This is a genomic window from Streptomyces sp. RGM 3693 (assembly GCF_050471125.1).
GTDB lineage: Bacteria > Actinomycetota > Actinomycetes > Streptomycetales > Streptomycetaceae > Streptomyces.
This window is the reverse complement of the sequence record NZ_JBMPPQ010000002.1, coordinates 812725-824997: the sequence shown is the minus strand read 5'-3', so window position 1 is coordinate 824997 and position 12273 is coordinate 812725. Positions and strand designations below refer to the sequence as shown.

12 protein-coding genes are annotated in these 12273 nt (G+C 72.5%); all 12 read right to left on the bottom strand.

Annotation, left to right across the window (positions count from 1 at the left end):
* Positions 1-131 precede the first annotated feature (131 nt).
* The 12 genes from ACO0M4_RS20975 to ACO0M4_RS20920 all read right to left on the bottom strand — a co-directional run bounded on the left by ACO0M4_RS20975 (position 132) and on the right by ACO0M4_RS20920 (position 12033).
* A complete protein-coding gene (locus ACO0M4_RS20975) occupies positions 132-524 on the bottom strand; it encodes a YccF domain-containing protein (protein WP_430372341.1) in 393 nt (130 codons plus the stop codon).
* Positions 525-642: 118 nt separating this feature from the next.
* Positions 643-1512, bottom strand: coding sequence for a zinc metalloprotease HtpX (gene htpX, locus ACO0M4_RS20970; protein ID WP_430372339.1), 870 nt, complete (start codon positions 1510-1512; stop codon positions 643-645).
* Positions 1513-1727: 215 nt separating this feature from the next.
* The gene (locus tag ACO0M4_RS20965; RefSeq protein ID WP_430372338.1) at positions 1728-3251 is read right to left on the bottom strand and encodes an NADH-quinone oxidoreductase subunit N; all 1524 of its coding nucleotides are present in this window, start codon (positions 3249-3251) and stop codon (positions 1728-1730) included.
* On the bottom strand, positions 3251-4840 hold the full coding sequence (locus ACO0M4_RS20960; RefSeq protein ID WP_430373876.1) for a complex I subunit 4 family protein: 1590 nt from the start codon (positions 4838-4840) through the stop codon (positions 3251-3253). The genes ACO0M4_RS20965 and ACO0M4_RS20960 overlap by 1 nt, the downstream gene beginning before the upstream one ends.
* A 113-nt stretch (positions 4841-4953) precedes the next feature.
* Complete coding sequence (locus ACO0M4_RS20955; RefSeq protein ID WP_430372337.1) at positions 4954-6996, bottom strand: NADH-quinone oxidoreductase subunit L; 2043 nt, start codon at positions 6994-6996, stop codon at positions 4954-4956.
* Positions 6993-7367 (bottom strand): NADH-quinone oxidoreductase subunit NuoK, encoded by a 375-nt coding sequence (gene nuoK / locus ACO0M4_RS20950; protein WP_189300302.1) that lies wholly within the window; start codon positions 7365-7367, stop codon positions 6993-6995. The genes ACO0M4_RS20955 and nuoK overlap by 4 nt, the downstream gene beginning before the upstream one ends.
* Positions 7367-7957 (bottom strand): NADH-quinone oxidoreductase subunit J family protein, encoded by a 591-nt coding sequence (locus tag ACO0M4_RS20945; protein WP_430372335.1) that lies wholly within the window; start codon positions 7955-7957, stop codon positions 7367-7369. The genes nuoK and ACO0M4_RS20945 overlap by 1 nt, the downstream gene beginning before the upstream one ends.
* The gene (locus ACO0M4_RS20940; RefSeq protein ID WP_430372333.1) at positions 7954-8553 is read right to left on the bottom strand and encodes a NuoI/complex I 23 kDa subunit family protein; all 600 of its coding nucleotides are present in this window, start codon (positions 8551-8553) and stop codon (positions 7954-7956) included. The genes ACO0M4_RS20945 and ACO0M4_RS20940 overlap by 4 nt, the downstream gene beginning before the upstream one ends.
* The gene (locus tag ACO0M4_RS20935; protein WP_430372332.1) at positions 8554-9519 is read right to left on the bottom strand and encodes a complex I subunit 1/NuoH family protein; all 966 of its coding nucleotides are present in this window, start codon (positions 9517-9519) and stop codon (positions 8554-8556) included.
* Positions 9516-10988, bottom strand: a complete 1473-nt coding sequence (locus ACO0M4_RS20930) for an NADH-quinone oxidoreductase subunit C (RefSeq protein WP_430372331.1) — start codon at positions 10986-10988, stop codon at positions 9516-9518. Before ACO0M4_RS20930 ends, ACO0M4_RS20935 begins: the two co-directional genes overlap by 4 nt.
* Positions 10985-11641, bottom strand: coding sequence for an NADH-quinone oxidoreductase subunit B (locus ACO0M4_RS20925; protein ID WP_430372329.1), 657 nt, complete (start codon positions 11639-11641; stop codon positions 10985-10987). Before ACO0M4_RS20925 ends, ACO0M4_RS20930 begins: the two co-directional genes overlap by 4 nt.
* The gene (locus ACO0M4_RS20920; protein WP_430372328.1) at positions 11632-12033 is read right to left on the bottom strand and encodes an NADH-quinone oxidoreductase subunit A; all 402 of its coding nucleotides are present in this window, start codon (positions 12031-12033) and stop codon (positions 11632-11634) included. The genes ACO0M4_RS20925 and ACO0M4_RS20920 overlap by 10 nt, the downstream gene beginning before the upstream one ends.
* Positions 12034-12273 lie beyond the last annotated feature (240 nt).

Here is a 12273-nt window from a genome sequence, read left to right as displayed (position 1 = left end):
TGGGGGCGGACGGTCGGGTACGGGGCGTCGGGGGTGTGGTCGATCGGGCTGCGGCGGCGCAAGGTCCTCAGGGCGCCTGTCGTGTCCTCGAACGTCACCGGGGCTGGTTTTTCTGACTGCCGGGGGTGCGGTCAGCGGGTGGCGAAGGGCTGGTCGGTGGGGACGATCTCGCGGCCCAGGGGCAGCAGGGAGAGCGGGATCATCTTGAAGTTGGCGATGCCGAACGGGATCCCGATGATCGTCACGCACAGGGCGATGCCGGTGACGATGTGGCCCAGGGCCAGCCACCAGCCCGCGAAGATGATCCAGATGATGTTCCCGATCATCGAGCCGGCGCCGGCGTCGCGGCGCTCGACGGTCGTCCGTCCGAACGGCCACAGGGCGTAGCCAGCGATGCGGAAGCTGGCGATGCCGAACGGAATCGTGATGATCAGTACACAGCAGATGATTCCGGCGGCGACGTAACCGAGCGCCATCCAGAAGCCGCTGAGGACCAGCCAGATGATGTTGAGGATGAACTTCATGATCGGCAGCCTTCCAGGGGCGGGTCGGGGAGTGGTTCCGCCGTCCTAGACGCGGCCGACCGCGGGAAACGTTGCGTCCTTGGGGCACATGATCAAAAGACGCGGTCGGCGGTCGGTCTCAGGGGCGGTGGTGGCCGGCCATCTGTTCCAGGCGGGCGATGCGCTCGGGCATCGGCGGGTGGGTGGAGAAGAGGCGGGAGAGGCCCTCGCCGGGGCGGAACGGGTTGGCGATCATCATGTGGCTGGCGGTCTCCAGGCGGGGCTCGGGCGGCAGCGGGAGCTGCTGGGTGCCGAGCTCCAGTTTGCGGAGGGCGGAGGCCAGGGCGAGCGGATCGCCGGTGAGCCGGGCGCCTGAGGCGTCGGCCTGGTACTCGCGGGAGCGACTGACGGCCAGCTGGATGAGTGAGGCCGCGATCGGGCCGAGGATCATGATCAGCAGGGTGCCGAGGATGCCCGGGCCCTCGTCATCGTCGTCGGAGCGGCCCATCGGGATCAGCCAGGCGAAGTTGACCAGGAACATCACGACCGAGGCCAGGGCGCCCGCGACGGAGGAGATGAGGATGTCGCGGTTGTAGACGTGGCTGAGCTCGTGGCCGATGACGCCGCGCAGCTCCCGCTCGTCGAGGATCTGGAGGATGCCGTCGGTGCAGCAGACGGCGGCGTTGCGCGGGTTGCGGCCGGTGGCGAAGGCGTTGGGTGCCTGGGTCGGGGAGATGTACAGGCGCGGCATGGGCTGGCGGGCCGCGGTCGAGAGCTCGCGGACCATGCGGTAGAGCTGGGGCGCCTCGAACTCGCTGACCGGGCGGGCCCGCATCGCGCGCAGGGCGAGTTTGTCGCTGTTCCAGTACGCGTAGGCGTTGGTGCCCACGGCGATCAGGACCGCGACGATCAGACCCGTACGGCCGAAGAAGCTGCCGATGACGATGATGAGTGCGGACAGTCCCCCGAGGAGTACGGCGGTCCTGAGCCCGTTGTGCCGGCGGTGCACGGTACGCCCTCCAAGTGGTGCGGCAGGGGAACCCTTTGCTTCGTTTCTCCACTCTCCAGTGGACCCTTACTCACTGGTCAACGCGAGATGAGCAGGGGTGGTTCCCCAGGCCGTGCCTGGTGGGGGCCGGGTGGGGTGCGGCCGGCGGGGTGACCGTAGGGCCGGGCGGGTTGCCGGGCGGCCCTACGGGCGGGAGGTGCCTGGAACCGCCGGCTCTAGAGGAGGGCGCCGGCGGCGAAGCGGAGGACCAGTTGGGGGGCGCCGGAGAGGGCGACGCCGAGCACGGTGGCAAGGGCCAGGGCGGTGGTGAGGGCGGCCGGGATCCGGGCGCGGGGTTGCCCGGCGGCCTCGCCAGCCGGGGCCTCGGCGGGCCGGAAGAGGACCGCTGCCCACTGGAGGTAGTAGTAGAGCGCGATCACGACGTTCACGGCCATGACGACGGCGAGCCAGCCCAGCCCGGCGTCGACCGCGGCCGAGAAGACCGTCACCTTGGCGAACAGGCCGATGATGCCCGGTGGGAGGCCCGCCAGGCACAGGAGGAAGAAGCCGAGGGCGAGCGCCACCAGGGGGCGGCGGTGGTAGAGGCCCTGGTAGTCGGCGAGGCGGTTGGCGGGGCGGGTGCGGGCCACCAGGGTGGCGACGGCGAAGGCCCCGAGGTTCACCGCGGCGTACATCAGGGCGTAGGCGACGGTTGCGCCGATGGCGTGCGCGGGGTCGTGGGTGTAGCCGGCGGCGGCGATCGGGACCAGCAGGTAGCCGGCCTGGCCTACGGAGGACCAGGCGAGCAGGCGGACGGCACTGTGAGTGCGGGTCGGGTCCTGGCGGAGCGCGGCGACGTTGCCGACGGTCATGGTGAGCGCGGCGAGCACGGCCAGCACCGGGCCCCAGACGTCCGCGTACGCGGGGAAGCCCTGGACGGTGACCAGGATCAGGCCGGAGAAGCCGACGGCCTTGCCGACCACGGAGAGGTACGCGGCGATCGGCAGCGGCGCGCCGACGTAGGTGTCCGGCACCCAGAAGTGGAACGGGGCGGCGGCGGTCTTGAAGGCGAAGCCGACGAGGGTGAGCGCGACACCGACGCTGGCCAGGGTGGCCAGGCGGGGGTCCGGGAGGGCGGTGAGGGCGTGCGCCACCTGGGAGAGGTGGAGGCTCCCGGTGGACGCGTAGACGAAGCTCACCCCGAGCAGCATCACCGCGGTGGCGGCCACCGAGGAGAGGAAGAACTTCAGCGCCGCCTCCGAGGAGAGCCGGTCGCCGCGGCGCAGTCCGACCAGGGCGAAGGCCGGCAGCGAGGCGACCTCCAGGGCGATGACCAGGGTGGCCAGGTCCCGGGAGGCGGGCAGGAGGGCGGCGCCGGCGGCCGAGGAGAGCAGCAGGAACCAGTACTCCCCCGCGGGCAGGTCGTGGTCCTTGATGGTGTCGATGGACAGCAGAGCGGTCAGGAGGGCCCCGGCGAGCACCAGGAACTGGACGATCAGGGTGAAGTGATCGGCCACGTAGCTGCACGCCTGGGGGGTGCCGGTCAGGCAGAAGGTGCGGCGGTGACCGTCCAGGAGGGGCAGCAGTAGGAGCGCGGAGGCGGCCAGGCCGGCGGTCGCGAGCCAGCCCAGCAACGGCTTCCGGGCGGTGGGCAGGAAGAGGTCGGCGACCAGCACCACCAGGGCGACGGCCGCGGTGAGGGTGGGCGGGGCGATGGCGAGCCAGTCGACGGACTGGACCAGCGAGGTGACCTGACTCATCACTTACCGCCTCCGAGGAGCTGCTGGACGGCCGGGTTCGTGAGGCCGAGGAGGGCCGCGGGCCACAGCCCGGCGAGGACGGTGAGGACGGCGAGGGGGCTCCAGGCCGCGTACTCGTAGCGCGCGAGGTCGGGGAGGGCGGGGGCGGTGGCCGGCCCGCCGGCTTCCTTCGGGGACGTCGGGGCCTTCAGGGTGCCGCCCATGCAGATCCGGCGGACGACCAGCAGGAGGTACGCGGCGGTCAGCAGGGTGCCCAGGCCGGCCAGGGTCATGAACGTCAGGAACGCGGGGCGGCTGAGGCCGGCGGCCGGGTGGAACGCGCCGAACATCGCCAGCATCTCGCCCCAGAAGCCGGCCAGTCCGGGCAGGCCCAGGGAGGCGACGGCGCCGAAGGCCAGCAGGCCGCCGAAGCGGGGCGCGCGGCCGTAGAGGGCGGCGCCGGTGGTGCCCGCCAGGGTGTCCAAGTCGGTGCTGCCCAGCCGGTCCTTGAGGCCGCCGACGAGGAAGAAGAGCAGGCCGGTGATCAGGCCGTGCGCGACGTTGGCGAACAGCGCGCCGTTGACGCCGGTGGGGGTCATGCTGGCGATGCCGAGCAGGACGAAGCCCATGTGGCCGACGGAGCTGTAGGCGATCAGGCGCTTGAGGTCGCCCTTGGCGCCGGTGCGCACCAGGGCGAGGCAGGCCAGCGAGCCGTAGACGATGCCGACGGCGGCCAGCGCGGCGAGGTACGGCGCGAAGGTGTGCATGCCGTCGGGGGTGATCGGCAGCGCGATCCGGACGAAGCCGTAGGTGCCCATCTTCAACAGGACGCCGGCCAGCAGCACCGAGCCGGCGGTGGGGGCGGCGGTGTGCGCGTCGGGCAGCCAGCTGTGCAGCGGCCACATCGGGGACTTGACGGCCAGTCCGATGCCGACGGCGAGCACCGCGATGACCTGGACGGTGTGGCTGAGCTGGGCTTTCGGGCCGTTGTCAGTGGCGAGTGCGACCATGTCGAAGGTGCCGGATTTCAGCCCGATGAGGAGGAGGCCGAGCAGCATGACGACGGAGCCGAGCAGCGTGTAGAGGATGAACTTCCAGGCGGCCGCCTGCCGTCCCGCTCCGCCCCAGCGGGCGATGAGGAAGTACATCGGGATGAGGACCATCTCGAACGCGAGGAAGAAGAGCATCAGGTCCAGGACGGCGAAGGTCGCGAGGGTGCCGGATTCCAGGACGAGGATCAGCGCCACGAATGCCTTGGGGGACGGGCCCGTTGGCATGTTGAAGTAGCTGTAGAGGGCGCAGAGGAAGGTCAGCAGGGCGGTCAGGACGAGAAGGGGGAGCGAGATGCCGTCGACACCGAGGTGGATACGGATGCCGAGCGCCGGGATCCAACTGAGGTCGGTGGTGGCCTGCATACGCGCCGAGTGACCGTGGTCGAAGCCGACGGCCAGCGCGATCGTCGCGGCGAGCACCACGCCGGAGACGGTCACGCCGTGGCGCAGCACGGCCTGGTCGGGGTTCTTCCCCTTCAGGCCGGGCGGGGCCGGCAGCAGTGCGGCGAGTGCGCCGATGAGCGGGAGGACGACGGAGCCTGCGAGGAGGATCTGCAGGGCGGTGTGGTTCACGGGTCAGGCCCTCCTCAGGGTTTCGGCTCCGGCGAGGCAGGCCACGAGGACTGTCGGCTGGGGGTACGGGGGTCGGCCCCCGGTGGTTGGCAGCACGGTCAGGCTCCCGTGCCCGTAGCGACGAGGACGGCGGCGATGCCCAGGACGAGCGCGCCGACCAGCAGCGCCCCGAGGTAGGTCTGCACGTTCCCGGTCTGGGCGCGGCGGACGGCGGCGCCCAGCCAGCGGGGGGCGGTGCCCGCGCCGCTGACGTAGGTGTCGACGACCGCGCGGTCCAGGAAGCGGACCAGGGTCGCGGCCGCGCGGGTGGGTCGGACGAACAGCGCGGAGTAGACCGCGTCGAGGTGGAAGCCGGCGGCCGCGTGGCGGTGCAGCGGGCCGAGCAGGAGCCGGCCGGGGTCGGCCGGGTCCGGGGCGCCGGCGGCGTCGCCGTAGGCCGGGGGGTGGGTGACGATGGCCAGTTCCTCGGCGAGTGCGGGGCTGGCGTCCTCCGCCACGGCGACGGCCCCGAGCGGGGTGCGGGTGGCGAGGGCGCTGGTGTGGCGCCAGGCGGCGTAGGTGATCAGGCCGCCGACGAGGGCGACACCGGTGCCCAGTACGGAGGTGGTGAGGGTCGGGGTGAGCGAACGCCCGTCGAACCAGGCGGGCAGAAGGGGGGCGGTCAGACCGAAGCCGACGGTGGGGATGAAGAGCACCCACAGCACGGCGGTCATGGCGCGCGGCTGCGGGCCGTGGTCGGGGGTCTCGGGGCCGGTGCCGCAGAAGGTCAGCAGCCACAGCCGGGTGGCGTAGGCGGCGGTGAGGAGGGCGGTGAGCAGACCGGAGATCAGGACGGTCCAACCGGCGACGCCGGGGATGCCGGCCGCGTGGCCGGTGGCGGCGTGCTCGGCGGCGCCCAGGACGGCTTCCTTGGAGAAGAAGCCGGCGAACGGCGGGATCGCGGCGAGCGCGAGCAGGGCGACGGCCAGCGTCCAGGCGGCGTCCGGGACGCGGCGGGCCAGGCCGCCCATCCGGGACATGGCGGCGAGCGAGTTGGTGCCCGCGGCGTGGATGACCACGCCCGCGCCGAGGAAGAGGAGGGCCTTGAACGCACCGTGCGACAGGAGGTGGAAGACGGCGGCGCCGCGGTTGCCGACGGCCAGCGCACCGGTCATGTAGCCGAGTTGGCCGACGGTCGAGTAGGCCAGCACGCGCTTGATGTCGTCCTGGGCGAGCGCGGCCAGGGCGGAGCCGACCATGGTCACCGCGGCCAGGACGGCGAGCACGACCAGGGCCGCCGCGGAGGCGGCGAAGACCGGGAGGAGGCGGGCCACGAGGTACACACCGGCGGCGACCATCGTCGCGGCGTGGATGAGCGCGGAGACCGGGGTCGGGCCGGCCATCGCGTCCGGGAGCCAGGTGTGCAGCGGGAACTGCGCGGACTTGCCCGCGACGCCGGCCAGCAGCAGCAGCGCGATCAGCGTCGGGTGGTGCAGGCCGTCGCGGGCGACGTGGCCCAGGATGCCGGTGATCCGGAAGGTCCCAGTGTCGGCGGCCAGCGCGAAGATACCGAAGAGGAAGGGGACGTCGCCGAGCTTGGTGACGAGGAACGCCTTGAGCGAGGCGGCGCGGGCGGCCTCGGTCTCCCAGTAGTGGCCGACGAGGAAGTACGAGCAGATGCCCATGACTTCCCAGCCGACCAGCAGCACCATCAGGTCGCCGGTGTAGACGACCAGCAGCATCGCGGAGGTGAAGAGCGAGACCAGCGCGGCGTAGGAGGGGTAGCGCGGATCGTCGCGCAGATACGCCGTGGAGTAGATCTGCACACAGGTCGCCACGACGCCGACGAGGACGGCGATCAGCGCGGCGAAGCCGTCGATGTGCAGCGCGAGGTCGATGGGGAGCGAGCCGGTCGGGGTGAGCCGGGTGGCGACGTCGGTTGCCGGGCCACCGCCCTGGCCGACGGCGACGGCGACGGTCAGCACCGCCGCGGCGAGCGTCGGCAGCACCGCCAGCGGACGGACGAAGCCGGGTGCATGAAGAGCTGTGCGAAGCTCCTCGGGGCGGTGGCGGGAGACGGGTGGGCGCCCCAGGAGGAGCCCGGCGACGGCTCCGAGGAAGGGCAGGAGGGGGACGAGTACGGCGGTGGTCGTGAGCGTCACGCGGTGGCCTCCGCCTTGGTGTCCGGCTGCTGCCGGCCGCCGTCCGCAGCATCCGGCCCGGCCGGCCGCTCGGCGAGGTCGCGGAGCCGGTCGATGTCGGAGCTGCCGCGGTTGCGGTAGACGAGCAACACGATCGCCAGCCCGATGCCGATCTCGGCGGCGGCGACGGCGATGGTGAAGAGGGTCAGCGCCTGGCCGGCGTGCAGCGTGTCGCGCAGCCAGACGTCGAAGGCGACGAGGTTGAGGTTGACGGCGTTGAGCATCAGCTCGACGGACATCAGCACCAGGATGGCGTTGCGACGCGCGAGCACGCCGTACAGGCCGGTGCAGAAGAGGAGGACGGCGAGGACCGCCGGGTAGGCGAGATGCATCAGTGCCGTTCCTCCCCCGCGGCGGGGGCCGAGGTCTCGGCGGCGCCCTTGGCGTCGCCACCCCGGCGGGACAGCACGATCGCCCCGACCAGCGCGGCGAGCAGCAGGACGGAGAGCGCCTCGAAGGGCAGCACCCAGAAGCGGAACAGGCTGCGCCCGGAGACCTCGGCGGAGCCCTGCACGGTCCCGTCGAGGTCGATCCAGGTGGCGCGGAAGGCGTCGACGACGACCCAGACCAGGGCCGCGGCCGAGGCGCCGGCCACCGTGAGCGCGGCCCAGCGGTTGCCCGAATCGGCATCCGGGGACGGGCCGATGGGCGCCTTGGTGAGCATCAGCCCGAAGAGCAGCAGCACGACCACGGATCCGACGTAGATCAGCACCTGCACCCAGGCGATGAACTCTGCGGTGAGCAGGAGGTACTCCACGGCGATCCCGCCGAGGGCGACCACCAGCCACAGTGCGGCGTGCACCAACTGCCGGGAGGTGACGGTCATCAGCGCCGCGCCGAGGGTGGCGATGCCGACGAGGACGAAGACGATCTCGACGCCGGTGGGCGAGAGGAAACCGTGGCTTGCGGCGGCGAGCGTCACGTTCCCTCCTGGGTGGTGTCGGTGTCGGGGGTGGCAACGGTCCCCTCGGGTTGCGGTTGCGCTGCCGCGGCGGCCTGCTGGGCGGCGAGCTTGTCCGCGGCCTTACGGGCGGCGGCGATCTCCTTGGGCTCCTCGGCCGCCGGGTCCAGCGCGGGCGGCTCGGGCACCGTCCACATCCACTCGCGCAACGTGTCGCGCTCGTGGGTCAGCTCGCGGATGTCGGTCTCGGCGTACTCGAACTCCGGCGACCAGAACAGCGCGTCGAAGGGGCAGACCTCGATGCAGATCCCGCAGTACATGCACAGCGCGAAGTCGATCGCGAAGCGGTCCAGTACGTTGCGGCTGCGTTCGCGGCCCCCGGGGGCGGCCGGCGGCACCGTCTCCTTGTGGGAGTCGATGTAGATGCACCAGTCGGGGCACTCGCGGGCGCACAGCATGCAGACCGTGCAGTTCTCCTCGAACAGCCCGATCACGCCGCGGGTGCGCGGCGGGAGGTCGGGCTGGACGTCCGGGTACTGCGCGGTGACGGACTTCCGCGTCATCGTGCGAAGGGTGACGGCCAGGCCCTTGGCCAAGCCGGAACCGGGGATACCCATTTAGGAGATCACCACCTTGATGATGCCGGTGAGGGCGATCTGGCCGAGCGCGAGCGGGATCAGGACCGTCCAGGCGAGCTTTTGCAGCTGGTCCTCGCGCAGCCGCGGGTAGGTGACCCGCAGCCAGATGACGACGAAGCTGAGCGCCACGGTCTTCACCAGCGTCCACAGCCAGCCCAGGCCGTCGGCGCCGAACGGGCCGTGCCAGCCGCCCAGGAAGAGGACCGTGGTCAGCGCGCTGAGCACGACGATGCCGGCGTACTCGGCGAGCAGGAAGAGCGCGAAGCGCAGTCCGGTGTACTCGGTGTACGCGCCGAAGATGATCTCCGAGTCGGCGACCGGCATGTCGAACGGCGGCCGCTGGAGCTCGGCGAGCCCGGCGACGAAGAACACCACACCGCCGACGAGCTGCCAGGGCACCCACCACCAGTGGAAGGCGTCGAGGATGCCGGGCAACGAGAGGGTGCCGGCGGCCATCGCGACGGACGCGGCGGCCAGCAGCATCGGCAGTTCGTAGGCGAGCAGCTGCGCGGCCGTCCGTAGACCGCCGAGCAGGGAGAACTTGTTGGCCGAGGCCCAACCCGCCATCAGGGAGCCGAGCACGCCGACGCCCATCACGGCGAGCACGAAGAAGACACCGGCGTCGAGGGCCTGCCCGACGGCGTTGTGCGGCCCGATCGGGATGGCGACCAGGACCAGGAGGTACGGCAGCAGCGCGACCGCGGGCGCGAGCTGGAAGATCCGCCGGTCGGCGCCGGTCGGGACCACGTCCTCCTTCTGCGCGAACTTCACGCCGTCGGCGACCAGCTGCGCCCAGCCGTGGAAGCCACCCGCGTACATGGGGCCGAGGCGGCCCTGCATGTGGGCCATGACCTTGTGCTCGGTCTGGCCGATGACCAGCGGGAACACCAGGAAGACGACGAAGACGGCGAGCAGGCGCAGCGCCAGGGCGAGGGTGTCGCTCATGGGGTGTCGCCTCCTTCGGGTCGTGCGTCGGGCCGTGCGTCGGACCGCGTTTCCGGGCCTTCGGGGCCTTCGGGGCCTTCCGGGCCTTCAGAGACTTCAGGGCGTGCGTCTGACGGTTCGTCGGACGGGTGTGGGGTGAACTCCGGGGTCGGGGTCGGGGCCGGGGCCGGGGCCGGGGTCTGGGCCGGGGTCTGGGCCGCTTCCGGCTCGGGCTTCGGCTTCGGCTCGGGCTTCGGCTCGTCGGCCGGCGCGGCGGCCGGGCCGGGCTCGGGTGCCGCTTCCGGTGCGTCGAAGGCCGGGCGGGCGTGGTGCCACGGCGCGTCGGCGGAGCGCGGGGGCGCGGCGGGGCGTCCGCCGGCCGGGGTGGTCCCGCCGTCAGCGGCACCCCCAGCGGTGGCCTTGGGCTCAGCTTCCTTGGGCGCGGGGCCCTCGGGCGCGGTGTCCTTGGGGGCGGCGTCCTCGGCGGCGGGCGTCTGCTGGCTGACCGAGCCCTCGCTCGCCGAGCGGGCGCGCCGGACGGGCCGGTCCGGGCGCGCGGCGCGGGCCGGACGCTCGGCCGGGGTGCCGGCCGGGGTGCCGGCTGGGGTGCCGGCCGAGGTGTCGGCCGAGGTAGTGGCCGGAGTGCCGGCCGGCGCCTCGGTACCCGCCGCCTGCTGGCTCGCCGAGCCCGCGCTCGCGGTCCGGGTCCGCCGGGCCGGGCGCTCGCCGGCGGCACCCGCCGCCCGCGCACCGCGGGCCGGCCGTGCCGGGGCGGGCGGCAGCTGGCCCTTGAGCGGGCCCCACTCGTTGGGGTCGGGCACTCCCGGGGGCAGCATCTGCCGCCGCTTGGGCCCACCGTGCTCGGACTCCCCCGGCTCCTTGGCGCCGGGCCACGCCTTCGCGACCCGGGCCGCCAGAACGAAGTCCTTGCGCAGCGGATGGCCCTCGAAGGTGTCCGGCAGGAGCAGCGGCACCAGGTGCGGGTGGCCGGTGAAGTCCACGCCGAACATCTCGTGGGTCTCCCGCTCGTGCCAGCCGGCGCCCGCGAACACGCCCACGGCGGTGGGCAGTACGGGCGCGTCGTGCGGCACGGTGGTCCGGACGATCAGTCGGCGGACGGTGCCGGGGTGCGCCACGTCGGCGAGGTGGACGCAGATCCGGAAGCCGGTGCCGGGCTCGTCGACGGCGCTCAGCCAGTCGAAGTAGGTGCAGCCGAGGTCGTCGCGGGCGGCGGTCAGCGCGGTGAGCCAGGCGTCCGCCGGGACGTCGACGGTCAGCAGGTCGTACGCCAGCTCCGCGGTGGCGCCGGCGCCGAAGAGTTCGCCGGCGCCGCGCGGCAACCAGCCGACGAGCGGTTCGGCGGCCGGCTCGACGGCCGACTCGACGGCCGACTCGACGGCTGCCGCAGCGGTCTGCTCCTCGGCCGGCTCCCCGGTCGGTTCTGCCGGCCGCTGCTGGGGCTGCTGGGGCTGCTGGGGCTGCTCAGTCATCGGGGTTCCTCCTCCGCGGTTCCGGACGCGTCCGGTCCCGGGGCGGCCGGCGGGGTCACCAGGCCGCTGCGGAGGGCCGCGGCGGACGGCCGGGCGGCATGCCCGTAGCGCTCGCCGAGCGACTCGCGGGCGATCTTCTCCTGGAGCTTGAGGATGCCCTGGAGCAGCGCCTCCGGGCGGGGCGGGCAGCCGGGGACGTACACGTCCACCGGGATGATCTGGTCGACGCCCTTGGTGACCGCGTACGAGTCCCAGTAGGGGCCGCCGCAGTTGGAGCAGGCGCCGAAGGAGATGACGTACTTCGGCTCGGGCATCTGCTCGTAGAGCCGCTTGACCGCGGGCGCCATCTTGTCGGTGACGGTGCCGGAGACGACCATCAGGTCGGCCTGGCGCGGGCCGGGCGCGAACGGGATCACCCCGAGCCGGATGAAGTCGTGCCGGGCCATGGACGCCGCGATGAACTCGATGGCGCAGCAGGCCAGGCCGAAGTTGAAGACCCACAGGCTGTAGCGGCGGCCCCAGTTCAGGACCACCTTCATGGGTTCGGGCGCGAGCCGGGCCAGCGCGCCGAGGCGCCGCGGCTCCGGCAGGAACTCGGGGGCGGCGCTCCGGGGCGTGGCCTCGGAGCCGGCGGAGGCGGGGGTCACGTCCATTCCAGGACGCCCTTCTTGTACGCGTAGAGGAGGCCGATGGCGAGGAAGCCGAGGAAGATGAACATCTCCACCAGCGTCACCCCGCCGAATCCCGGTGCGGCGAAGACCGTCGCCCAGGGGAAGAGGAAGATCGAGTCGACGGCGAAGATGACGTAGAGGAAGGCGTAGACGTAGTAGCGGACCTGGGTGTGCGCCCAGCCCTCGCCGACCGGGTCCACGCCGCACTCGTAGGTCAGCAGCTTCTCGGGCGTGGGCACGACAGGCCGCAGCAGCCGCCCGGCCCCGAAGGCCACGGCGACGAACAGCACTCCGACCACGGCGATGATCCCGACGGCCGAATAGCCCTGGAAATAGTCCGCGGCGACGGTGGTGCGTACGGTCGCGTCCGGCACGTCCGCCCCTCGCTCCCTGACTGCGCTTCTTGAAACGACTTTTACACGATCTGTACGAACGGGAGTCTAGGCCCTGCCCCGGCCGCGTTGGGCAGCCGCATGATCGCGGATGACGGGGTTGTCCCCACTTCGCCCTACCTGGGTGGCCGGCAGCGTAGACGGCCGGTCCGGTCGTCTCACGAGGCGTCTCACGGACCGGACGGTGGCCGTCCGGTTGGCGGGATCGGGGGCGGGAGGGAG